Below are 23085 nucleotides of genomic sequence, written 5' to 3'. Positions count from 1 at the left end.
TCTGGGGGTTGGGTGGGAGCAGGGCAGCTTGGCCGCCCTGGGTACTTCTCTGGCTTCTGGGGTCACTCCCTGCCGTCTATCCCAGCCATTTCAGCGGCGTGCGCCTTGGCCACTTCCTTGGCATCCGCCAGGCCATCGGCCACGCCGATATACCCCTCGCATTCCTCTTCGGTGAAAATCTCGTAGACCTCGGCTTCCTGATCAAAGCGTGCAAAGAATTCGTAGCCGCCCTGCGCGTGGATTTTTTTTGCTGTCGTCATGGTCGTTGCCTCGCTGATTAAATCTTGCTGGTTTGGTTTCGCTCATCGGAGTTACCTGGGGTGACGGGGCTCGCGCCCCGCCCCTGGGCGGCCTACACCGCCCCGCAGCCCTCTTTGCCAAAGGCACCGGCCGGCATTACCCAGCGTTGCCCTTCTTCCAGTAGCACCGGCAAGCTGTACTCGCTGCGCCCCGCCTGCTCCAGCGCCTCAAGGTCGTCTATCTCCATGGGCTGCGCCTGGCTGGCCAGATCCACGACATTGATCCGGTTGCGGCTGATGGTGCTGTCGAACTCGCGCTCGTAATCGGCGATCATGCGCGTGCGCTCGGGGAAATACTGGTTGATGGTGGCCCATATACGCGGGCTGTTGAAGATGCACGTCATGCAACTTGAGCGTGACCAGCTCAGGCGGTATGGCACCGGTGCGATCACACCGTGGCGGCGCAGGGCGTCCCAAACACGCTCCTCATTCCAGTGGAGAACCGGCCGCCAAGTGTCGACGCGGCGAGCCAGCCGACCACCACGGCGATCACAGGCATGCGGCTCGAACTGCATGTATTTGGCGCGGCCAGAGCTTTCCTCGCGACGCTCACCGGTAATGAAAAGGGTATTGCCATTGTTGAAGCGGCTCTGGTTGGTCAGGGCACGGCGGCCCACGTCAATTTTCAGAGCGCTCGAACACCAGCGGGTGGCCAAGGATGCAGCCTGCTGGGGGAAGCGTCGGCGGGTGCTGGGCTTGGTGCGGCTGGTGTCGCGCTCCAGCGTGATCAGCCCCTCAGGGGTTTCGACCTTGTGCGGCTGGCTGTAGTCGTTCTGCTTGAGCATCTCACCCTCCAGGCCACCCTGGAGCCAGGAAAAATACAGCGGGATACCGAAGGCATCAGCGAGCTTGCGGTTGTAGTCGGCCATGAATGTCCAGTCCATCAACTGGCTACCTTCGCGACCGTCGACGTCGTGGTGCCACATTTCGATACGGCTAATGTCCACCCCGAGGTCTTTTAGATGCAGCAGGCAAGCTATCGAGTCTTTACCGCCACTAAATGCCAAAACGATGCGGTCATAGATGCTCAGGTCGATCTCAGGCGCGGAGAAATACACGCCATTCTGTTCGTCGTTGCTAGCCTCGAACCCACCCAGCATGTCGAGCTGCTGGCGCAAGGCGGGGATCACGAAAGCGTCATCGAAAGCGTGTGAGGAAACAGTCATGGCGAGAACCTGTGTGTCGTTGAGCGATAAACACAGGATACTTTATATATGGGTAACATTCAATCTATATATGGGGTATATTCCGCTATCGATGCAACGCTCTTTGGCGCCCCACCCGCGAAATCGCTATGCTTGGGGGTACATGATATGGACCAGGAGCGCACCATGACTGCCGCATCGCTTTACCCGCTCTACCTGGGGGGCGTCATGCTGGTAACAGCCCTGGGATACCGCCACCTGCCGGTCGCAGTCTACCGCCCGTTGCTGATTGCGGCGGTCATTGGCACCGCCTTCCATCTTGGCAATTCCCTGGGGCCTTCCGGCTGGTTGATGGCGCCCTTCTCGTTCATCGGGGCGCTGGTGTTGGTCGATGTGTGGCTTACCCGCCATAACCAGCGCCACCATCCCCCCTTGACCTTTATGCATCACAAGCTCTACCGGGCTGCTCGCATTGTCTGGCGCAAGCCAGTCTAAACGTCCTTTGCCAAACCAAGCACGCCCAGGGCTTCCAGCACGGCCCGCACATCGCTCTTCTCATTGATACTGTAGAAGATCGCCTGGGATTCACGGCGCACCTTGACCACCTCGGCATCCCTGAGAATGGCGAGATGCTGGGACAGCGCCGACTGACTCAGCGGCTCCCCGACCTTTGCCAAAAATGCCTGCAGCTGGCCAACATAGCGTTCACCCTGGCTGGCCAGGGCCATCATCACCAATAGGCGTTTTTCGTTGCCAATCGCCCGCATCGTGGCGCTTGCCATATCCGTCGCATAGCGTATTTCGTTGTTATTCATGATCACCCCTGTTGTTCTTGAATGGCTTGGTCATCAGCCAGTAAAGTTGCCAAAAGCTATAGGGTCACTATAGCATCAGAATATGCAGAAGCGCTTGTATTAACATCTTCAACATTGGGATATATCGCGCAGATGAAGTGACGAAAGCTTCGGTGATTCATCCCTTGTCGGTATCCTGCAGCTACCCACAGGAAAGAAAGCCAGGCATCGCATCCGCAGCCCGCTTTAAAAAGGTCGCCATGAAACTAAGCACGGAACAAAAAGCCATCATCGAGCACATCACCCGCCCACTTGGCGACGGTGAGCGCGCCGTGCAAGGGGGCCACCTGGTGAACGTCCCGGCGGTAGCCGGCAGCGGCAAGAGCCTGGTGATCGTGGAGTTCGGGCGTCGAGCCGGCCAGGCTGACATTCTGTTTCTGGCGCAATCGCGCAACGTGGTTGACCGCGCTCGCGGGACCCTGCCGTCCAACGTCACCGCCCGCACGGTTTACGAGATGGCCGTCCGACATGTGCGCCTGACGCATAAGGACAAGCTCAAGACGCCGGCGGTTCTCGGGGGGATTCCGCGCCAGCAGATCAAGGCGCGCTTCCCTCACGTCACCTCGGTTGAGATAGAACGCGCCCTGGGTATCCTGACGCGCTTCTACCAGACCAAGGGCAGCTTCCCGGAACCCATGCACCTTCCCGATCCCGACCCCCAGCATCCCGACTGGCGCAACCACGAGATGGACCGCAAGCAGGCCGTGAGCGTGGCTAGAGACATCTGGTTCTCACAGGCCAGCCGTGACCCGGAAAGCCTTCCGCTGACTTTCGACGCGATCATAAAGCTTTGGACACTCTCTACGGCGGAAACGGTGACCATCGACAAGATCGACCGACGCATAACCCTCTCGCCCCTGGGGAAGCATGACATCGTGATCCTGGAGGAAGCCCAGGATTCGAGCGAGGCCCTGCTGGACTTCATCGCCCGCCAGCGGGTGAGCATCATCACCTTCGGCGACCCCTTCCAGGCATTACGCCCCGGCAATCTGGCCATCCAGCAGTTGCGCCACCCGCTGCATCAACGCGCCGATACCATTTTCATGGGCGAGAGTTATCGTTTCGGCCCCGCGGTCGCCGGGGTGCTCAATGCCCTTACGCACAAGGCCGGCAGTCAGCATAAAAACCGGATCACAGGCCTTGGAACCTCTTCCTTGCACGGGGCCGAGCAACGCTTCACCTGGCTCGAAAAGGGCCTGCACTACACCCACATTGCCGATCAGCCCGCCTCGCTGTTCCTGGCCGCCCTGGAAGCCACCCGCTGGGACAAACGCATCGCCTGGGTGGATGGGATATCGAGCTACCCGGTGCAGCTATTGCTGGATTTGGCACGCCTGGGGGCGCCGCCTAAACAAAATGCCATGCACCAGCAGCCACCACCGATACAGACGCCCTGGGTGCGCCAGTGCGCCAGCCTGGACGCCGCTCATCAATATGCCTCGCAACGCAACGACGCCCTGGGGATGTCGCTGTGCAATCTGGTGGCCAACCACCTGACGCCCACCTTGCCCGACATTATCCAGGGCTGGATCAGCGACGATCACCAGCGCCAGCAAGCCATGCTCAAGCACTGGTCAGCGCCACCGGCGCGTGACATTACCCTGACCACCGTAATACGCGCCAAAGGCCATGAGTTTCCCCGGGTGATGATCGACCCGGACTTGGCCCCGCCGCACCTCTTTCAGCAATGGGCGATCAAGGGCAGCTGGCGCCGTGCAATCCACCGCCTTTACACGGCCCTCTCGCGCACCCAGTTTGCCGCTGCGGTGCCGGACGTTGTGCTGGCGCATCTCGACGCTCACCAGTGGCCGCGAGTCGCCAATCCCTCGGAAGATACCTTCGATGACCTCAAGGACAACCCTCACCCCCATTTCGGCATTCACCGGCACACCCTGCTGGAGATGACCCCCGCCCACCGCGATAAGCGTTGTCTGATGGCCCCGGCGAAAAAAACCGCCACGACTGCCTCCGGTCACACCAGCACCCGAGAGCGGCTAGAGGCAAACGCCAAGGCCCTTGAGGGAACCTCCGTTGAAGAGCTGCGCCAGCAGCTGCCCATGAGCCGCGCCAGGCGTAACCGGCTTCACCAGCAATAGCCGCCCAGCCTGCGTCACCCTCCCGAGGAATTCTCGTCCGGCGTCGGCCCGACTCGCCCTGGGCGTGCGACGACGAATTGGTCACTTCGCAAATTCTTGCAAACACACTACAGTACCGTTTTGTTGTATTATTATGGTCATGCCAGGCAATGTGCCTGAAGCCTGCAACCTCAAACAAGGGAGATTATCGGATGGCGGATGAAGGGGAAATCGCAAACATATTGGCCGATAGAACCGTGGCCGAGAGCATCGCACAGAATGCCAAGCTGCTCAGCAAGCAAGCGAACAAGCCTGAATGCGAGGACTGTGGTCTTGAGATTCCCCAGCAACGGCGGGAAATAGCCCCCTGGGCCGAGACCTGCACCGAATGCCAAAGCATTCGTGAACAACGGGGCAAGCACCGCAGAGTTGCCTACTAGGCTAATCCCTACGCCCACCAAGGCAGGAGAAGGCGTCTTATGCCAAAACACAACGATTCACATGGCAGCATTCATCTTCTGGACCGGCTGGCCTACGCCGCGCTTGTGGGCATCGGCATTGCCTTGTCCTGGCTCGCCCACCGCTCGCTGCCGCCCAGCACCTTGCGCTGGCTAGAGGAGTTATCCTGGGCGCCAACACGCCTGCTGGTGCTTTCAAACGGCATTGTTGATAGCCGACATTCTGTTGAGGACAAGAAATGGCCAAATTTCTAAACACTACGGCAACAAACTTCTACCTTGAAGAAATGGTGAAGAACTCAAGGGAGCGACTTGTTCTAATCTCACCGTATCTGAAGCTCAACGATAGACTCAAAGAGCTACTCGAGGACAAGAACCGCCTCAAACTTGATATTCGCCTTGTCTATGGGAAGAGCGTTCTCCGTCCAGCCGAGGCAGAGTGGCTTTCAGAGTTGAAATATGTCCGCACCAGTTTCTGCAAGAATCTCCATGCCAAGTGCTACTTGAGCGAATATGCCTGCATCATCACCAGCCTAAATCTCTATGAATTCTCGCAGGTCAACAATAATGAAATGGGTGTCGTTATGGAAAAGGACGCTGACCCAGAACTCTATCGCGATGCTTATGAGGAAGCCCAGCGCATTCTTCGCATCAGTGACGAAGACGCGCCTATATCATCCCCAGACTTCCATTCTGATAAAAAAGTATCTGCCAAGGCTGTACCAGCCAAAACCAACGACTCTACGCCTGACGCTGCTCCAAATGGCCAAGATGCTACAGCCAAGCCCCCCGAAAACAATTCCGTGAGTGATAATAACGAACAATCTTCTAGTGATGTGAGATACGAGAAGCTCACCGTAGGGCGTCTTGCCAAGCAGATGAATATATCCAAATCTAATCTCGAGAAGGCTTTAGTTAATAAGGGCTGGATTTCAATTCAAAATGGGAAACAAGAAATAACGGATGCTGGACTTGCCATTGGAGGCGAGCCCAAAAAGGGTCGTTATGGAAACTATATTATCTGGCCTGCGGATATCAGCCTCGCATGACCTCCGCCCGAAAGAAGCAAACCCAAGCAGCCATTAGAACCAAGGCAGGAGAAGGCGACTTATGCCAAAATCCAACGATTCACATGGCAGCATTCATCTTCTGGACCGACTGGCCTACGCCGCGCTTGTAGGCATCGGCATTGCCTTGTCCTGGCTCGCCCACCGCTCGCTGCCGCCCAGCACCTTGCGCCAGTTAGAGGAGTTATCCTGGGCGCCACTGGCACTGTTTTGCCTCGGCGTCATCACCGCTGCCTTGGGCATAGCGACATCGATGCACAAGCGGCTACCAGCCAGCCCCGCGACTTCCTCCCGCATCGAGCGTAGCGACTAGCAACCCAGCAGGGACTGGCAGCCAAGAGGCGTCGGCTTCACACGCTCGCCCGGACTTGACCAAGGCAATCCCCACCACTTCTATTACTAAAAGGATCTTCATGCCGGCCCATCCGAAGCCTCTTCAATATCGCCTTGTCACCCGTAGCGATTTCGACGGTCTTGTGTGCGGCGCCCTGCTCAAGCACCTCGATCTCATAGATGACATTCTGTTCGTTCACCCCAAGGACATGCAGGACGGCAAGATCGAGATCACCGGGCGCGACATCACCACCAACCTGCCCTATGTCGCTGGCTGCCATCTGGCCTTCGATCACCACCTGAGCGAAACCCTGCGCAACGAAGGCGACCTCGACAACCACATGATTAATTCCGATGCACCCTCTGCCGCCCGTGTGGTCTGGGAGTATTACGGGGGCCACGAGGCTTTCCCGGCACGCTGGGATGACATGATGGAGGCCGTGGACAAGGGCGATTCCGCCCAGTTCAGCAAGGACGAAATCCTCGATCCCCAGGACTGGGTACTGCTCAACTTCATCATGGATGCGCGCACCGGTCTGGGACGCTTCCGCGAGTTTCGCATTTCCAACTACCAGCTGATGATGAAACTGATCGACTACTGCCGGACCAACGGCATCGAGGATATCCTGGCGCTGCCCGACGTGCGCGAGCGGGTCGAGCTGTTCCGTCACCATGACGCCCAGGCCAAGGCACAGATCGAGCGCTGTGCCACGGTGCATGGCAACCTGGTGGTCTTGGATCTGCGCGACGAAGATATTATCTACGCCACCAACCGCTTTGTGATCTACGCCCTTTTTCCTCAGTGCAACATTTCCATCCATGTGCTCTGGGGCCTGAAGCAACAGAACACCGTCTTTGCCATCGGCAAGTCGATCCTGGATCGCTCATGCGCGACCAATGTCGGCGCGCTTTGCCTGGCTCACGGCGGCGGCGGTCACCTCAATGCCGGTACTTGCCAGGTGGCCAACGCCACTGCTCAAGAGACCTTGCGGGAAATCATCGGCGACATCACCGCCGAACAGGCAGCATCATCAGTACCCGCTGGCGCAACCACAGCGTAACGACAATCTCTGTCGCATGACGAAAAAAGCCCCCGTCTCGGTCTGCGAGCGGGGGCTTTGTCTGGTCTTCATCTAACACTCTGGAGCTTGCTAGCCGCCTACCATAGGATAATCTGTACTTATGACCACACTGGTATCGTCGGGAGCCATTTCCCTCAGGACTGCTGCTGTGGCTTCGTTTGTATAAATTGTTAAGTTGGGAAGTGTGAATACTTCGGCTGGGAAAGTAATCAGAGAATTATCATAGTTCTCCATGCTCAGCACTTCGAGACCGGTTAGATTTTCGATCTTCGGTGATATCGACTCAATGGAACCGATAAACTTAATAACCTTTAGGTTTGTAAGGTAATAAATACTGTCCGGGAGCGCGTTTATCTCTCCGGAATGCAAATCGATCGTCTCAAGATTTTCCAGATATCCAAGTTCGCTTGGGGGGTTGTTTATCCAAGCCCATACAGGATTAAAGGTTCTTAGATTCAGCCACCCCTCACGCGTCGTTGGCATTGGGGGAGCGCAATGAATGGTTCTATCGCTCAATGAGGCGGCAGCGTTCAGCCAGGACCATTTATTGAGTTTGACTACCCAATCGCCATTGTCAGAAATGAAGTCGGGGCGGTCATATTTGAGGGGTCCAGAAAAGAAATTTATCAGAGTCTTGTACACATAATCTTTTGATTCTTGGACGAAGCTCTCATGGTAGAAGCCGAAATCAAGCCCATGGCCAAATACAAGGTCGTGCGGCTTCGCTTTACCAAAGCCCAAGAAGCTTTTGATAGGCTTATATTCTGGATCTAACCCTAATACATCCTGCGTGTAGAGTTCTGATTGTCCATCTCTGAAGAATGGATGCTTGCTCATATCAGCAAACAGGTACCTGAGTCCGTCGCCCTTGTAGGATTTATGGGGTCTAAGGTGACTGTGGCACATCTGCTCAATCTCATAGGCAAACGGGGAGTATTTGAATAGAAGCACCTTGTCGATGAGTTTATAGTTCTGCGACCCCCGGTAGGAAAATCGCTTAATAACATCATTGGACTTGGTGAATCCTATTTTGTAGAAAATGCCTTTATGCGTGGTTAAGCGAATGTAGTAAACGTGACCCTCTGGCGTATCAGGTGCTAATGACATCAATTGCGTCCATGTGAAGGCCTATCCTGGTCAAGTTCAGGGAGGCGGGCTGACGCCCAGCGACAAATGCATTTTATTTGCGAGGTGAGCCAAAAAAGAGGCAATCCCAAGGCGCCATCAGGCCGCTTGGGATTGCCCCCTCCCTTTGCGAGAGTAGCTGCCTTTGCCCCGCTTCGGCTTTACCACGCGCTGACGAAACAGCGGGGTTCTCAGCTGCGCCTGTAGGGCGTTGTCGATACGGCCTGTCTTTCGCTTGTTCGCCATGAGGGTTCTCCTTGTGTCTTGTGAAGTTCGCGTGGTTTGACCGCCTGGGGCGGCGTTTGTTGCCTACAGCAAAGGACTTGGCCCAAACGAAGCCCTCGGTCGGTCGTGCTCTGGCGCCACTGCCTTTAGCTCGCCGGGAGAAGGCCGGCGAAGCCAATCCGGCACGTCTACAAAGCCGTGGCCCCGATACCACTTAGAAAGGATGTTCCTGCCGGGACCAACCAGTCCCCATCGTTCAGCAAAAAGGCATACTGGCAAATCGAGTGCGTCCGCGGCGGCGAGAAAGGCTTTCAAGCCAAGGTTGCCGTACCCCTGCCTGCGCTTGTCTTCATCTACCTTAATCACGTGAAGCTTCAAACTGGCCATGCCATCTTCGTCGGAATACGAAAAATTGAGCGTGACGGCTCCGAAAAGGCGAACGCCTTTTGCTTCAACTGAACGCCCCCCAGAATGCTCGTGCATCTCCATAGCCTCCAGACATGCACTCTCTCGCGCCACTAACGCCTGGAGCATGGCATCGACCTTGCCCAAAGGCGATGCGGGATCGATCCGCTCAGGCTTCGACTCCCACGTTTCCGGCATGATCTTCATGAAGAACCCTCACCGAACAGTACCGCCCTGACCTGAGCCACCCGCTTGGGTCCCATGCCCGGAATCAGCAAAAGCTCTTCTTCACTTGCCGCGACCAGCCCGGCCAGAGAGCCAAAGCGTACCGCAAGCTTGCGCGCCGTTCCCGCGCTCACCCCAGGAAGGCCCTCCAGGACAAAGATTAGCTGATCCTGCTGCTGGCGAGGCTTCTTGCCCCGCAGTGGTGGCTCGTAACCCAGTCCCGAGCGGTCGTGAGCGGCAAGCTTGAGCAAAAAGTAAACCGTGTGGCTCAAATTGTAGGTGGTAAGGACGTTCATCTTCTGAATTGTCAGCAGGTAAGAGAGCATCCCGTCAACGGCCTGCACCAGCATGCCGCAGGAGTTCTCGTGGGCATTCCCTTCGAGCAGGATGATCGGCACGATCCCCTCTTCCAGGCGCAGCTTCTCGCTCTGAAAGAACAGTCGCTTGCTCTCATCCACCACCGAGGCTTCGAAATCGGTACGTCCCGTGGTCTCTGTGCAGCATTTGCGCTCGATGATGTATTTGCCGTTGATCTCGATGTCACCCAACGGAAGCTCAACCCGCTCGACCGTGACATTTGTCAGGCCCTTGAAGGCAGCAAAGAGCGCCTCGGGTTCGCGATGGTCGATCCTCAGCACCACGGGATCGGGTACCGGAATGCTCGACAGATCAAGAGCGGAGGCTTCCCCGTCACGGGTGCCGGGCATGGAACGGGCCGCTGCTCGTGGCTTGGCGGTATTGCCCCCTGGCTTGCCTGGCACCTGGACCCTGGACTCGAAACGCGCAAACGGTACTTTTGCCAGGGTGTCGGTCGCCTTCATGATGCCCGCCTCGACCAGGGCGGCCTGCACTTCACCGGCGATGCTGGGGTCGGACACCGTAAGCACCACTCCCTTCCCCTTGGGCGCCACATAGGCCTTGGCACCGCTGGCCAGGCAGGCGATGTCGTTGATATAGACACGGGCCACACTCGGTTTGTTTGGCATGAGCCAGAGCGCAAGTCGCATATTATTTCCTACGTTAAAGCAGCGGGGTAATGGACCGTATCTCGTAGCAATAGCGATCCCTGCCATTGCTGGATACGTCTTCCCGCCACACCTCCTGATTGATCGCCAAGGGGCGCGAAAGTATCTCAATATGGGTGCAGGATTTCTCTCCCCAGCCCCAATCGACAAGGTAGCGAAGCACCGTATCACCTTCGCCATCCTCAGCAATGAGCACTGGGTACATCTCGCCTTCATCTATGAAGTGACCATAGAACTCATCTACGCAGATCCTTCCATCTTGATCAACAGGAACCATGATCTGAAAGGAATCCTTCTCATCCTCACGATATGTCATCTGAACACGCACAAGCTGGAATGGAGCTGGGTTATGGCTCATTATCGGTTTCCTTACCTTCAAGATGGAGCCTCCGCCCCACCATTAGCGATTCCCCCTGGGCAAAGTCCCGCGAAGGACGCCACAGATCTGTGTCGCCCAACTCCTGACACTCAGGCGGGATTGAGCCAATCCAGCCAAGCCGAGCGCGATAGCGCGTGGTCGGGTCGACACCTGGTTGCTCGGCGCTATAGGCCTCATATCGGGGCGAGCCATCCTCCGCACGTGAGCATAGGGATATACCCCCGGCAGCACGGGTCACCGCCATATCCAGCATGTCATCGCTTAAAAGTGTTGTCTCTATTTTCACTCTGCTCACCAATTCCCATTGTTAGTTGCTTTCGGCAGCCGGCCCAAACAGATCAACTGTCAAAAGGCCCCTGCTCGCCAAGGGCATCGACTCTTTTCGATCATGCCCTCTCGGCGTCAGACATTTCAGGGTTGGACTCCCGTTTTACGATCTCAAGAATCACCGCAGCCATGCCGCCCAGGTATTCGCTCCGACTAAAGATGATTTCATCAATCGCCTGCGGGCAATCGATACCTGGATCAATCTCGTATAGAGCGTCCTGGTGAGGCATCAGATCACGGGCTTTTTGGATATATCGCTCTGCCAGGGTCATAACGTTTCGAATCCTTCGTCAATGTCTCGCTTGATCGGCATCCCCAGCGCCAGCTGCAGCAGCCTCTCTCGGGGTGTATTTCTATCCCGCCGCCTGGCACTGCTCTGGAGCGCAACGTGAGGTGGCATTGTGACGGGTCACGTGACGTAACAGCGCGATATCCTCTTTTACCAGCTGCCCTGAGCTAAGGCCAAGGTGAATTTCTTCCATCAGAATATCGACCTCCCCTTTCAGCTTATCTTCCGCCTTATCGTTTTCCGCATCGGCGGCTTCGCAGGCAAACAGCTCCGCAATTGGCACCCCTAGCGCAGAAGCGATTCGCTCCAGGGTGTCCAGGCGGGGATTGGCACTTCTGCAGGCCATCACCCGGCTTAGCGTGGATGGCGGAATTCCCGATACTCTGGAAAGATCCTTTGGCGACATACCCCGAGCCGTCATAATCAAAACGATGCGCTTACCCAGCGGGGAACGTGATTTTATGGTCATGTGTAATCCTCCTGGCAGTTAGCCGACCTTGATCTGTTGACGCAATCTGTCTGGATTGCGTTGAAATGAAACGCTGCGCCGTAGGGCTTCGAACGTCAGTGTGGCGGGTGCCATAGCCCCGGAAATTGAATGCCGTCCGGTCAGCATGACCAGACCCAGCAGCGGCTGGTCCTCAAGCCCCTCAAGCTCGGTGAACGGCTGAGTCAATGATGTCGCCTCGTTCAGCCACGCCTGACTATCGATAAAGACACGGTGACCGTACCAGTCGACCGGCAGTGCCTCGACGGCGACCGGGGCCAAGTAGCGGCGGATTTCCGCCTCACGCTCCTTGTCGTTGCGACCCTGCAGCTGAACCGACCAAATGCGCCAGTTGCGTGAATTCAGGATGATTGCCCGCATTGGGATGTCCCTTTGTTGTTTGTGTGTGCCTTGAAATCGTCAAACCGCGGTGAGTGGCACCCCAGCAAGGCCGGGGTGCCGTTCCCTTGTCAGCCGGGGTTACCCACCTGGGTACCGTCCGCCATATCCAGAGCATCGACCATGCACGGAATGGTGGTGCCTTCGACGAACCTCACCTTGAACGTCAGGGTGGCTTTATCGGCATCGGTCACTGCGACGACGCGCATGCACCATTCGTTTTCAGTGTGGAACGCGGCACCCGAGGCCTCGATCTCCCAGCCAAAGTCATAGTTCTCGAAAAGCTCATCGAACACTTGGCGACGTTGCACCTCCAGGGAGGCGTTACCGTGCATGGGAAGAAGTCGCGCATTAGCATCTTCGTAGCTATAGCGATCTTTGGGAGCCGGCTCCAGGGCTTCATCCTTCGAATCCGGGGTAATCACGATGCCCCCATGAGCGAAGTGAAGGTGAGCGCCCATATCGTATCGGTCGCCCAGGTGGACTGTCGGAACGCCCTTATCTACCTCCACCGAGAGACACGCCACTTCAAGGCCGAAGCGCGTCATGGTAATGAAAAGCTGCTCGCCGAGTTTGTGAACCTGGATGTCGTAAGGCAGGGCGTCATCACCCGCCTCGATCTGCTCGCGCTCCTGAGCGTTGGAAGCCTCAAGCAGCTGGGCATCAACGTACCAGTCCTTGACGTTCCCTTTGTAGAGAAGGCCCTTTTCTGCAGCGGGATTGGCGTTTGCGTGGGTGATATTCATGGCGGGAATCATGTCGTTCTCCTGTGGCGGTTGCAGTCTCAATCAGCGGCGGTTGCCGCCTTCGTACAAGGCGGGCCTGTGATGGCCCGCCCATTGCTGGGATGGTTCAATAGCTGGCGTGTGTGATCGTGTTTCTATCAACACCGAAGGCATCAGCGGCTCTTTGGTAGATCTCACTGATATTCAGGGTCACGCACTCTCCCAGATGGTTGTAAGCCTCGGCAAAGCCCGTCACGTAACGCAGTTTTTCAGCCCCCGCCTTCTCGACAACCAGCACTTCCCCAGGCTGCATGTGTTTCGCCACCTCACTGAGATCAATGTCCACCTCTGCTTCATCGCCCTCCTGGAAATCGAGACCTTCAAGAGCGCCACAAAGAAGCGAATCCCGCGCCACAAAACCCTGGGACCCAAAACAGCCGTCCTCGCTTTGCTCGGAAGGGAGCAAGCAGTGACGACCATCGCTCTCCGCCAGCGCAATCTCGAACAGATCGCAATACGCCGCGACGACTTCCATCGCTTCGGGCTGGAAACGAACGTAATTGCTGCGCTCAACACCGTAGAAATTTGCCATGTGACTCTCCTTGCTAGGCGATTGCCTTGAATGAAGCAGCGGTTGCCGCTTCCATAACGACACTTTAGCCCATATACAGAACTGATGCAACCCATATATAAAGATATTTCTACCCGATCCGCTGACCGGTCACAGCAGGCGCACGTTGCGCGAGCCACGGGGGTTACGCGTCGTCAGGCGCGGCACGATACGGGCCGGCACCACCCTCGCGTCGCGGCTGCGAAAGGTGATATGCAGGTCGCCTTGCGAACTCATGGTCACGCGCTCGTTCACGGCAAAGTCGATCACCGCCAGCGCCACACCCTCGGGCAATCGCCCACTTTTGCGAATATTGTCAGGTGCCAGGTCATCCATTTCTATGATCGCCGCGATCACTGGATTGCCGTCTGCCCCCTGCGCCAGCCGCACCGGTGCCACCAGGTAGTGGCCGACCGTCTCGTTAAAGCCACTCACACCCCCCTTGCGCCGCGAATCAAGCGTCACATCCAGCCCCAGCGGGGTCGAGGCATAGGCCCACCACGCCGTCCAGAAATTGACCTCCTCCGCCGGGGTCATGCGCTCGATGTCGTCCTGGGCGACCCAACGCTTGCCGGCAAAGGGAAAGCCCCATGCCTGGCTGACCAGCCCTTGCAGCCGATTGATATCCAGCCCTTGAACGCGAACCCGGTAGGACGCATGCCGCTCGCCGGGATTCGTTGCCTTGTCAATTTCAAAGTCCAGCTGGCGCTTAAAGCTGCTGAGCAACTTATCCGCCATCTCACTGTTGACTCGCTGGCGCCGCCACCACTCGTTGAAGTCCTCCACTACCCCAAGTTGATAAAGCGGCTGCTGGCTTTCGGGCAGCAAACGCATCCCGGAATGTTCGGGGATGAATGCCTGGGAAGGAACCAGCGTCTTGCTAAAGCCCCCAGGCGGGCGTCCGGCAACCGGCAGCTCGGCCTGGCCCTGCCCTGAAGAAACCTTGGGCAAAACCGGGGATTCCACCACCGGCAAGTCGGCATTGAGTTTGCCGTTAGGTGTTTGCTTCAGATCGGCCAAGGTGCGGTGCTGCAGCTGGCGGCGCAAGCGGTCATTCTCCATACCCACTCGCACCAAGGCCTCCTGGGCGCGGCGGTCCTGATGGAGGGACGCCACCCGCGCTGCCAGGGCCTCGCCATCGGTGGATACGCGTACCCGGAGCGTGAGAACGGGGCGCCCGCCCACCGAGGTAGTGACCTCCTCATTCAAAGTTTCCCGCTCAAGGTTGGCAGCGGTCAGTACCGTCAGCGTCTCTTCAAGCATGCCGGTATGATCGAGGACCTCCTGGCGGCTGACGTAGGCCCCCGCCTGGCGTATCCCTTCCTGCAGGATCTCCTCCTGCAGATGGCGGCGGGCATCCGCCAGGGTGTCACGGTCCCCCAAGGTATATTGCCGGGAGATGACCCCTGAAAAGCCAAGTCCCGGCGCCTGGGCGAAACCGCCCTCGAAACGATCAATCTCGCTGCGATAAAGCGTCCCGGTCTGGCGCTCCCAGCCGCCTGTTTCATCCACCTTGCCACTGGCATCGGCCAACTGTGATACCGCCTGCCCGGCAAACTGCTCCTTGTCTGTGAGCGCCTTGAGGGGTGTCGCCGCGGTCAATCCGGGCTGACTGAGAGCCGCATCAGGACTGCCAGCACAGCCTGTCAGGCTGCCCAGCGCCAGCACCAGTGAGGCGACAACCGGCGGGCGGGAAAGGTATCGAAACATGGCATCCTCCGTGATGATAGAGAGCGGTGCAGGGCGATTAGCGCGCCTGGGCCTGCTGCAAGGCTTTGACCAGCGCCGCGTCCGGCGTGGCTTCGGGGTCACCGATCAGACTGACGGCATTACGGTCCACTTCGACCTCGGTAGGCTCGTAGGCCGGGCTGTCGTTCACTCGCGTCATCAACTGCTCGTAGGCACTGGCCATCTCGTTTTGGGCGGCGCGGGCAAAGCCGTCATCATTAAACGCCTGCATGGCCTTGTTGAACTCCGGAAACGGCAGCTTGACCAGGGTATAGACCCGGTAACCCGCGGGACTGGCCTGTACGCTGCGATCAACGTCCGCCACTCCCGAGAGGTTCACCGAGTCGACAAAGGTATTCACGATGCTCTTGTACTGCTCATCCCCGCCGCCGATGCTGGTCTCTTCGGCGGAAAGCACCTGATTGATCTCCTTGGCCACGTCGAAACGGGCTTCCAGATTGGCCTTACGCAGCGCCAGCATCAGGGTTTCACTCTCACCGATGCCCACCCCGTACATGCCGGTGCTGTCCGGGGCCGGTTTAACGATCATCCAGTCCGGAAGCCGCTCGATCTGCTGAGTAGCGGCAGCCAGGCGAGCCTTGGATGCCTGGGCGTCTCGTTTCATATCTCGCTCATGGAGGGCGGCTTCACGCGCCAGCGCCTTCTCCGTGGCCGAGGGGGTGCTGCACCCGGCGAGCAGGCCGCCTAGAGAGACAATCAGCAGGGCGTGTGGGAGCGTGCGACGAAAGGCATTGGATAGCATGGGAAAGTCCTTGTACGGGTATGTCGAGAGAGCGCCGACCTGTCGGCAGTCCCGAGGGTAAATCACCAGTGCCGAGCGGCGAACTGGTTTTGCTTGGCGGCGAGTGCCTGTGCGGCAATTTCATGACGCACCTCAAGCGAATTGCGAACCACCTGAAAAAGCGGCTTTTCTTTTGGGGGATTCTTGGACTTGCTAGGCGGAGCCAGAGCCTTGGCGCGATCAGCCTTCTCGGCAAGGGTCATGGGGCGCATCGTCACGCCCTCATGGCGTGGTCGTGCGCTCAACACGACCGCCGGTGGCGAGACAACCAAGTTCCAGGCGGAGATCGAAAGCGATGCCCTGCCGCTCGCCTCATCCAACGCCACCAACCCAAGCATCGCCAGTCGACGTAACGCGGTGTGTTTCTTGCTGGGCATCCCTTTGGCAGAGCCTGCGGGTATGGGGTAGGCGCACTGGTAGTCCGGTCGACGGCGAGCGTCGGCCAGCAAGCCCATGACCAAAGCGGTTTGCTCATCGGTCAAGCAGCGTTGCTGAATACGCAACTGCTGGGCTTTCGTGATCGCGGTCTTGGCGCAGCCCGAGGCCACTTCGTACACCTCCCATTCGCAAAGAGGGTAATCATCGCCGCGCCGACTGGCCTGCCACTGAGGTACATGCTTCCCTTGCCGACTTTTCGCCACTATCCAGGTAGTCACAACGCCGCCTCCTGCTAAACTTGTTTTATGAGTATTACTATAAGAATAATGTACTACTCAGTATATCCGAATTTGCAGATTTCGGGTGAATGGCTGGCGCTTGGAGGCCGTCGCCCGGTGCTTGCCCCCACCAGAGATAGGCAGGGGGGAAATGGGGGTAGCATGCCGCCAGTCGTGACGGCATGCGTCAATCCTTACTCCTCCTCGTCGCCCGGCTGACGAATGACATAGCCGTGGTCGGTCACGACATTGGCCACCTCGGAGAGGGTCTCGCTGTCCCACTCAACGGGTTCCTCGTCGGGGCTGCCGTCGAGGATGGCGTGAATCAGACCCAAGGCTGCCGTGGCGCGGACTTCGGGTGGCAGAGAACTGGTGTCTTCGGTATTCAGACGCTCACAAAGGGCGTCAATCTCGTCATCATCGAGCATGCTGGCGCCACTATCCTGAGCAATGGCAAGAATGGCATCCGGCATATTTTCGGTTGGCGTTGCCTGAAACAAACGCAGCGCAGCCAAAATGGTATCGAACTCGCGGTCAGTCATATCATTCAACATGGGTATCTCCATTGGCGGTTGCCGGTAGTGGGCGGCGGTTGCTAGCCCAAGTAAGTATTATAGCTTTGTATATGGGTATGGCGCAACCAATATGTTAGGACGCATGGCCGGTCGTGAAGTCGGTCACAGGCACCAAAGCCGCGCCTGCCCCATCAGCGATGATTTCGCCGTTTTTGAAAGCGGTGCCGGGGTCCAGGCCCCGGCACAATGCGATCAGGTCAGGTAGTGCCAGCGCCCTTCTCGTTCTCCGGCCTTGCCGAAACTGGCGGTCTCGTAGTTACCCCCGCCACCCAACCCGCAATCATCCTGATTGTATTCGTCGTTGCCGACAATCACCCCACCCATCGCCTTCTGCTTGCCGTAGTCGATACGGTTAAGCTCCTTGAATAGGGTATGACCCATCAGTGATTCCCGTGCCGCCTCCACTGCTCGGTTGTTCTCATGCACATCCCAATGCACAGTGCGAGCCGTATCGTCCAATGAGATATCCCACTCGCCGCCGCTGTAGTGGAGCGTCTTGTTGGTGGCCTTGGGGCCAACGCAGGTATCGAGCATGGCCTGGGTGATCTTGCGGGTCTGCCATGCACTGCCCTCCTTCAGCGACTCAAGTACCAGTTCCGCCGCAAGATCGGCTACGGACTCTTCTCGGCACAGCTTCTCGGCCAGGTCGAAGGTGAAGAAACGCACAGCGCTTTCATGGGTGTCACGCTTGCCCTTGAACTCAGCGGCCAGGCGCGGCTGAACCTGCTCGGCCAGTTTATGAACGCGCTCGCGCTGAGCGTTATGTGTCTCACGCAACACCTTTTTGAGCGGTACCCATGCGCGGGTCGGAATCTTGATCGTGCCAGCTTCCCAATCGTAACGAGACATTGCGACTCTCCTTTGGCGGTTGCCTGTCATGGGCGGCGGTTGCTACCCGGTAAAACCATCATAATTCATATATGAGTACATATCAACCCATATACAAGAAATAGACCATCTTTTGCCCGCGCAGGTCTGTGGCAGTCCACCTATCTTCACGCTGGCGCTTTAAAAACTGGTATCGTAGTCAGTACACAATATTTAAAGCCCTTGCCAGGGATACAACAATGCCTAATACCTCCACGTCCAGATCCTTACCCTTCCACCGGCGCCTCTCCACCCGGATTGCCGCCCTGGTGCTTGTCCCCCTGTCAGCCGTGACGATCATCGTCTCGACCGGCGGGGTGATTGAACAGGCCAAGGAAAACCGCGCCTCTCTCGAACAACAGCGGGCCATGATGGTTGAGATGCGCCAGCAAGGCGTCAGCGACGTGGTGCAAGCCGCCACCACTGCCCTTGCCCCCCTGCTGGACCGTCACGCCACGATTACCCCAGAGGTACGTGAGCAAGCCGCCGAGATCTTGCGCAGCATCCGCTTCGAGGGCAGCAACTATGTCTTCGTGGTCGATACCGGTGGCGTCATGCGGGTTCAGTCGGCGGTACCCGAGACCGAGGGCCGGGATATGCTCGACGCCAAAGACGCCGCAGGGCGCCCCTTCATCCGCGAGATGCTTGAGGTGGGACGCAACGGCGGTGGCGTCTACGAATACCTCTGGGCGCATCCCGACACCGGTGAAAATGCCACCAAGCACTCCTATGTGACGATCATTCCTGAACTCGACTGGCTGGTGGGCGCTGGCGCCTACACCACCGATATCGATCAGGCGATGACTGAGATCGAAGCGGCGTCCAAGGCCGGTCTGGTCGCGGTCTCCATCCGCTACGCGATTGCCGGTCTCTTGTTGCTGGTGATCTCTGCCCTGGGGGCTGGCTTTGTCACGCGGCGCATGAGCGGCCGAATCACCTCCACGGTCACCGCCCTGCAAGCCATTGCGGCCGACTTCGCTGAAGGCCAGGGGGACCTCTCCCGCCGTGTGCCGGTCAAGGGGAAAGATGAAATCGCGCTAATGGCCAGCCAGACCAATGATTTGCTGGCGCAGATCGAGCATATCCTTGGGCAAGTGCGAAACACCGCCTTTGCTGTGGAGCAGGCCTCCGAAACGGTCGCCCGGATTAACGACGATCTGGCCAGTCGCACCGATCAGTCCGCGGCGAGCCTGCAGCAAACCTCATCGGCCATGGAGCAAATCACCGCCACGGTTCACCACAGCAGCCAAAACGCCGATCAGGCGAGGCAACTAGCTCACGACGCTGCGAACGTCACCAAGCAAGGCGAGTCCTCCATGACGCGGGTGGAAGCCACCATGGGGGAAATACGCGAGTCGAGTCGCCAGATCAGTGACATCATTCAAATGATCGACAGCATCGCCTTCCAGACCAATATTCTGGCCTTGAACGCCTCGGTGGAAGCCGCACGTGCAGGCGAACACGGACGCGGCTTTGCCGTGGTGGCCCAGGAGGTCCGCAACCTGGCTCAACGCAGTGCCGACGCCTCCGGGCAGATTCGCACGCTGATCGAAGCATCCAATGTGCATATTCAGGGGGGCGAGCAGGTCGTTCAGGCGTCAGCCCAGACCATGCGCGATATCGTGGCACGTATCGAGCGTGTTAGTGGGGTAGTCAACGAGATCTCCGAAGGGGCCAGCGAGCAATCCATCGGCATCAGCCAGGTAAATACAGCGGTTGGTGAACTGGATGGTGTCACCCAACAGAACGCTTCCATGGTGCAGGAGACCACCCACGCCGCCGCCGATATGCGTCGCCAAGCCGAACACCTCACGGCCCTTCTCGCAGGCTTCACCTTATCGGCTGGCGCACCGGTGGGCATTGCGCCTCCAAACCACGGCGCCAACCGTGATCTCGCTTCGGTACGTCATCAGCCGGAACCTGAAGACTGGGAAACCTTCTGATCGAAACGCCTCTTCGGGAGGCTGGCGCGATCAGCCTCCCAACTCCCGATAGCAAAAGGCGCGCCCTGCCGGGTTCAATGGCAGCAAGCGCGCCTATGGCTTGGACTAATCGATCAGGAAATCTTTTTTACCCCTTCCTCGTTCAGGGGCATTAGGGCATAGCCGTTATCTGCATCCCCATAGGTGAAATAGGTACCGTCGATTTCGAAGATATCGGCAACCCATTCCTGTGAGAAAATAAGCAGAAGGTATTGGGCCTTGGAAATCGTCAGGTAGGGCCGGGTCAGCATGGCGACCTGTTCCTGGAAGGTGGCACCCTTCGGAAAGTTACCTGCCGGGGTTGCCCGCGCCATGATCCCCTCGAATACGGCATCGCTGGGAGCCTCATTCGCCTCCACGTCTGCATACTCATACTTCGCAGCCAAGACCATGAAGGGCGTATCGTCTTTCTCCTTGACGAAGGTTGTATCGTCTTTCTCCTTCGCCGCCTGCACTGCGGTCCAAGTGATCGGCAGGACAAGCGCAGTGTCGGACAAGCGGGCTACGTCCTCGGCCGCATCGGGCAGCAGCGGGCCAAAGGCCATCAGCGCCGGGTTGTCCCACTCCCCTTGCAAGCGTGCACGAATCGCCTCCAACTTGACCGCTTGAGCCTCGGCACTGCCTGGGGCATCCCCCCGCTTCATCGCATGCTCGCGAGCCTTCTGCTCTCTACGAACTTGACCGTAGTGCCGTCGAGCGGCCATGCCAGCCTGTTTCTGGGTACGGAAATCGTCGGAAGCCCAGTCGCCGAATGAGCAGAAGTAACCGCCAAACTCCGAATGCAGCATGGAATAGCCTGGGGGAAGTTTCTCGCGGGTGGTAACGCGCTCGGTACTGAATATGCCCTGTGCCATGATGATATCTCCTGTTGGTGATACTGACTGTCGCAGCGGTTGCCGCGTCACAACTGAATAATACGCCTATATACGGAATACTGCAACCCATATATACAATCTGCGGAAAAAATCCAAAGGGTACCCACAGAGAGTCCTGTGCAGGCACCCGACAATCGACTAGAAGTTGCCGAAGAAACTGACTGCTATTATCTCACTATCACCGCGGCAATCTATGGCCAACATTCCAACTGTTTGCTAATTCTATTGCAGCGCTAATTTCAGAAGCAGACATTTGTCGAGGCAGGTTGTTACTGGCTAGCTTATTTTTAGCTACAAGATCCCCCCTGTCTGCTGCTAGTTTGGCATACATATATGCCAGAACCAGATTTTCGGAAACCCCAAGAGTCGCGTCAGCATACACAACACTCAGATTGTTAAGCGCCCGAGCATGGCCATCCTCAGCGGCAGAAAATAGAAGATTCAACGCTTTTTCTTCATCCGCTATTCTATATAACGAGCCAGGACGGTATGCTTGGGAAAGCTTAAATTGCGCATAACCATTTCCTTGTTCGGCGGACTTCTCGTACCAGAAGTAAGCATCTTTTAAGTATTCCCTAACGCCGAGTCCATTCTCATACATATAACCAAGATAGGCCTGAGCTAGCGGGTTTCCCTGCTCACCAAGTGTACTGTACATTCTATATGCTTTTTCATAATCCTTGCTTTCAAAAGCCCGCTCTGCATCAAGCAAGGTATCACTGTATGTTAACGTTGAAAATATCATCATTACTATTGACAGCATTACTCGAATCGAAACAAACATCACAATCACCTTTTATTTGTTTTACGCTTAACTATTAAGTCTAAATGCGGTACGGCCTTGTTTCTCTACAATAGAGGTTACTCAGTGTGCCAAGCATGCCTCCCTTTGCCTAGTTTTTTATAGCTTCTTCCATTACCTTTAATTCGTCGCGGTTGCCGGCAGAAAATCTGGGTTAACAATTTCTATTTCGGGCTCTTCTAACCAACTTTCTATAGCGCTCCAAAAATCGTGCAAATCGTTTAAATCATTTTGTTGGAGTATAGACAAAGGGAAGCAATTTTCAGCTCCAACCTGCCCATTAATTGGACAATCAGGGTATTCGCACACTTCCAGCTTGCCTTTGTATTCCGCAAGAAATAACGTGGCACATACAGTATAAATAGGCGCTATTGCTCCTACACCAGCAGTGAGTAGTTTGTCAGCAACCTCAATAGAGGCTTTGTAAAGTCGCTTGTATACAACATTTTCGGCATGATTTTCGCTATAAATAGGAATTTCACGATTTAGGAGTAAACTGCGAAGAGACTCATTATTCATCTGTCACTACCTTGGTTGTTGTTGGCTTTTTTAGCCGGGCCTCAGCGGGCTAATGAATGGCCCCGGCCAGGCCATTTTCTTCCCTAATCAGTTTCTAGCACTGCTGGTTCGCGGCGCTCAGCAGCTACGCTCCCGAAAAAACGAGCATGGTTTTCGGCAAGCAGCCTAACGTCGCCCAAGGCGTTTTCGGCCTCATTGGTGTTTGTCGAGAAGAAGTAATCATCAAGTGGCTGGCGTTCACCACAAAAGGCGCGACCGATGCCCGCCGCCTGTTTGGGCGTAAGGACTGTCGGGATATCGAAGTCGATCCCGTCCTCCCAGACATCCATCAGCTTGCAACGCAGGGTCGGGTCGACAATGACACGCCCGAACCGCGTCGGCACTTCCAGCCATTCGTGTCCTTCCGCGCCCTCAAGATCAAGCTTGCCCCGCTCTGCAGACCATGCCTCGCCGCGGTACAGATGAAACGGTATGCCCACCACGGTAAACAGCGCCGCAATCTCGTAAACGAAATTGGTCTTGCGCGTGAAGGTGGCGCTATCGGGAAACACATTCAGCAGCGTGGCATCGATGTCGTTGGCGAGCGATTGCAACTGGCGCTCGGCGTCCAGGGATGCCTTGGCATTCGCGATAGTCTGGTCGTGACGTTGGTTCAGCATGGCATTACCTCTTGCGGTTTGATGGCATTGATCCACGTCTTAACGTATCACTGTTTTTTGGCCGGGCAAGTGGCAACAGCACAAAA

31 protein-coding genes are annotated in these 23085 nt (G+C 57.1%); 8 read left to right on the top strand and 23 right to left on the bottom strand.

Annotation, left to right across the window (positions count from 1 at the left end; genetic code table 11):
• Positions 1-62 precede the first annotated feature (62 nt).
• A complete protein-coding gene (locus DU506_RS00295) occupies positions 63-260 on the bottom strand; it encodes a hypothetical protein (RefSeq protein WP_114484957.1) in 198 nt (65 codons plus the stop codon).
• A gap of 92 nt (positions 261-352) precedes the next feature.
• Positions 353-1465, bottom strand: a complete 1113-nt coding sequence (locus tag DU506_RS00290) for a phosphoadenosine phosphosulfate reductase domain-containing protein (RefSeq protein ID WP_114484956.1) — start codon at positions 1463-1465, stop codon at positions 353-355.
• Between the two features lie 165 nt (positions 1466-1630).
• Between DU506_RS00290 and DU506_RS00285 the strand changes: the two genes are divergently transcribed.
• Positions 1631-1939, top strand: coding sequence for a hypothetical protein (locus tag DU506_RS00285; protein WP_114484955.1), 309 nt, complete (start codon positions 1631-1633; stop codon positions 1937-1939).
• Here DU506_RS00285 and DU506_RS00280 read toward each other — a convergent pair.
• Positions 1936-2259 (bottom strand): ArsR/SmtB family transcription factor, encoded by a 324-nt coding sequence (locus tag DU506_RS00280; RefSeq protein ID WP_114484954.1) that lies wholly within the window; start codon positions 2257-2259, stop codon positions 1936-1938. The two genes, DU506_RS00285 and DU506_RS00280, sit on opposite strands and share 4 nt — an antisense overlap.
• A 239-nt stretch (positions 2260-2498) precedes the next feature.
• On the opposite strand from DU506_RS00280, the gene DU506_RS00275 reads away from it, so the two are divergent.
• From DU506_RS00275 to DU506_RS00250, 6 genes are all read left to right on the top strand, one after another.
• The gene (locus DU506_RS00275; protein ID WP_114484953.1) at positions 2499-4394 is read left to right on the top strand and encodes a hypothetical protein; all 1896 of its coding nucleotides are present in this window, start codon (positions 2499-2501) and stop codon (positions 4392-4394) included.
• 191 nt (positions 4395-4585) lie between these two features.
• Positions 4586-4813, top strand: coding sequence for a TraR/DksA C4-type zinc finger protein (locus DU506_RS00270; RefSeq protein ID WP_220254259.1), 228 nt, complete (start codon positions 4586-4588; stop codon positions 4811-4813).
• Positions 4814-4852: 39 nt separating this feature from the next.
• Positions 4853-5086, top strand: a complete 234-nt coding sequence (locus tag DU506_RS00265; protein ID WP_114484951.1) for a hypothetical protein — start codon at positions 4853-4855, stop codon at positions 5084-5086.
• Complete coding sequence (locus DU506_RS00260) at positions 5071-5880, top strand: phospholipase D family protein (RefSeq protein WP_114484950.1); 810 nt, start codon at positions 5071-5073, stop codon at positions 5878-5880. Before DU506_RS00265 ends, DU506_RS00260 begins: the two co-directional genes overlap by 16 nt.
• Positions 5881-5941: 61 nt before the next feature.
• Complete coding sequence (locus DU506_RS00255) at positions 5942-6211, top strand: hypothetical protein (RefSeq protein ID WP_114484949.1); 270 nt, start codon at positions 5942-5944, stop codon at positions 6209-6211.
• Between the two features lie 100 nt (positions 6212-6311).
• The gene (locus DU506_RS00250; RefSeq protein WP_114484948.1) at positions 6312-7292 is read left to right on the top strand and encodes an exopolyphosphatase; all 981 of its coding nucleotides are present in this window, start codon (positions 6312-6314) and stop codon (positions 7290-7292) included.
• Positions 7293-7382: 90 nt separating this feature from the next.
• Here DU506_RS00250 and DU506_RS00245 read toward each other — a convergent pair whose 3' ends face one another.
• The 16 genes from DU506_RS00245 to DU506_RS00170 form a co-directional block, all read right to left on the bottom strand.
• On the bottom strand, positions 7383-8420 hold the full coding sequence (locus DU506_RS00245) for a GIY-YIG nuclease family protein (RefSeq protein ID WP_114484947.1): 1038 nt from the start codon (positions 8418-8420) through the stop codon (positions 7383-7385).
• A gap of 117 nt (positions 8421-8537) precedes the next feature.
• Positions 8538-8684 carry an alternative ribosome rescue factor ArfA gene (gene arfA, locus DU506_RS00240; protein WP_114484946.1) on the bottom strand — a complete coding sequence of 49 codons (147 nt, stop codon included), beginning with the start codon at positions 8682-8684 and terminating at the stop codon, positions 8538-8540.
• Between the two features lie 63 nt (positions 8685-8747).
• Entirely contained in the window at positions 8748-9275 is a 528-nt protein-coding gene (locus tag DU506_RS00235) for a hypothetical protein (protein ID WP_114484945.1), read from the bottom strand.
• Entirely contained in the window at positions 9272-10279 is a 1008-nt protein-coding gene (locus tag DU506_RS00230; protein ID WP_220254258.1) for a helix-hairpin-helix domain-containing protein, read from the bottom strand. Before DU506_RS00230 ends, DU506_RS00235 begins: the two co-directional genes overlap by 4 nt.
• A 34-nt stretch (positions 10280-10313) precedes the next feature.
• On the bottom strand, positions 10314-10676 hold the full coding sequence (locus tag DU506_RS00225) for a hypothetical protein (RefSeq protein ID WP_114484943.1): 363 nt from the start codon (positions 10674-10676) through the stop codon (positions 10314-10316).
• Positions 10666-10983, bottom strand: coding sequence for a hypothetical protein (locus DU506_RS00220; protein WP_147273694.1), 318 nt, complete (start codon positions 10981-10983; stop codon positions 10666-10668). Before DU506_RS00220 ends, DU506_RS00225 begins: the two co-directional genes overlap by 11 nt.
• A 100-nt stretch (positions 10984-11083) precedes the next feature.
• Complete coding sequence (locus DU506_RS00215) at positions 11084-11296, bottom strand: hypothetical protein (RefSeq protein ID WP_114484941.1); 213 nt, start codon at positions 11294-11296, stop codon at positions 11084-11086.
• Positions 11297-11377: 81 nt separating this feature from the next.
• A complete protein-coding gene (locus DU506_RS00210; protein WP_114484940.1) occupies positions 11378-11782 on the bottom strand; it encodes a helix-turn-helix domain-containing protein in 405 nt (134 codons plus the stop codon).
• Positions 11783-11800: 18 nt separating this feature from the next.
• On the bottom strand, positions 11801-12181 hold the full coding sequence (locus DU506_RS00205) for a hypothetical protein (RefSeq protein ID WP_114484939.1): 381 nt from the start codon (positions 12179-12181) through the stop codon (positions 11801-11803).
• Between the two features lie 89 nt (positions 12182-12270).
• Entirely contained in the window at positions 12271-12957 is a 687-nt protein-coding gene (locus tag DU506_RS00200; RefSeq protein ID WP_114484938.1) for a hypothetical protein, read from the bottom strand.
• 94 nt (positions 12958-13051) lie between these two features.
• A complete protein-coding gene (locus DU506_RS00195; protein WP_114484937.1) occupies positions 13052-13516 on the bottom strand; it encodes a hypothetical protein in 465 nt (154 codons plus the stop codon).
• A gap of 129 nt (positions 13517-13645) precedes the next feature.
• Positions 13646-15244, bottom strand: a complete 1599-nt coding sequence (locus DU506_RS00190; RefSeq protein WP_114484936.1) for a hypothetical protein — start codon at positions 15242-15244, stop codon at positions 13646-13648.
• 37 nt (positions 15245-15281) lie between these two features.
• Positions 15282-16025 (bottom strand): LPP20 family lipoprotein, encoded by a 744-nt coding sequence (locus DU506_RS00185; RefSeq protein WP_114484935.1) that lies wholly within the window; start codon positions 16023-16025, stop codon positions 15282-15284.
• Between the two features lie 62 nt (positions 16026-16087).
• The gene (locus DU506_RS00180; RefSeq protein WP_114484934.1) at positions 16088-16720 is read right to left on the bottom strand and encodes a hypothetical protein; all 633 of its coding nucleotides are present in this window, start codon (positions 16718-16720) and stop codon (positions 16088-16090) included.
• Positions 16721-16914: 194 nt separating this feature from the next.
• The gene (locus tag DU506_RS00175) at positions 16915-17274 is read right to left on the bottom strand and encodes a hypothetical protein (RefSeq protein ID WP_114484933.1); all 360 of its coding nucleotides are present in this window, start codon (positions 17272-17274) and stop codon (positions 16915-16917) included.
• A gap of 213 nt (positions 17275-17487) precedes the next feature.
• Positions 17488-18144: a hypothetical protein gene (locus DU506_RS00170; RefSeq protein ID WP_114484932.1), complete on the bottom strand. Its 657-nt coding sequence runs from the start codon at positions 18142-18144 to the stop codon at positions 17488-17490.
• Between the two features lie 218 nt (positions 18145-18362).
• On the opposite strand from DU506_RS00170, the gene DU506_RS00165 reads away from it, so the two are divergent.
• Positions 18363-20105: a methyl-accepting chemotaxis protein gene (locus tag DU506_RS00165; protein WP_114484931.1), complete on the top strand. Its 1743-nt coding sequence runs from the start codon at positions 18363-18365 to the stop codon at positions 20103-20105.
• A gap of 113 nt (positions 20106-20218) precedes the next feature.
• On the opposite strand, the gene DU506_RS00160 is transcribed toward DU506_RS00165, so the two are convergent.
• From DU506_RS00160 to DU506_RS00145, 4 genes are all read right to left on the bottom strand, one after another.
• A complete protein-coding gene (locus DU506_RS00160) occupies positions 20219-20998 on the bottom strand; it encodes a hypothetical protein (protein ID WP_114484930.1) in 780 nt (259 codons plus the stop codon).
• Between the two features lie 199 nt (positions 20999-21197).
• Positions 21198-21803, bottom strand: a complete 606-nt coding sequence (locus tag DU506_RS00155) for a tetratricopeptide repeat protein (protein WP_114484929.1) — start codon at positions 21801-21803, stop codon at positions 21198-21200.
• 138 nt (positions 21804-21941) lie between these two features.
• Positions 21942-22340, bottom strand: a complete 399-nt coding sequence (locus DU506_RS00150; RefSeq protein ID WP_114484928.1) for a hypothetical protein — start codon at positions 22338-22340, stop codon at positions 21942-21944.
• 83 nt (positions 22341-22423) lie between these two features.
• Positions 22424-22999 (bottom strand): hypothetical protein, encoded by a 576-nt coding sequence (locus DU506_RS00145; protein ID WP_114484927.1) that lies wholly within the window; start codon positions 22997-22999, stop codon positions 22424-22426.
• Between the last annotated feature and the right edge of the window lie 86 nt (positions 23000-23085).

This window comes from Vreelandella rituensis (assembly GCF_003336665.1).
Taxonomy (GTDB): Bacteria; Pseudomonadota; Gammaproteobacteria; order Pseudomonadales; family Halomonadaceae; genus Vreelandella; species Vreelandella rituensis.
This window is presented reverse-complemented; position numbering and strand designations above follow the sequence as displayed.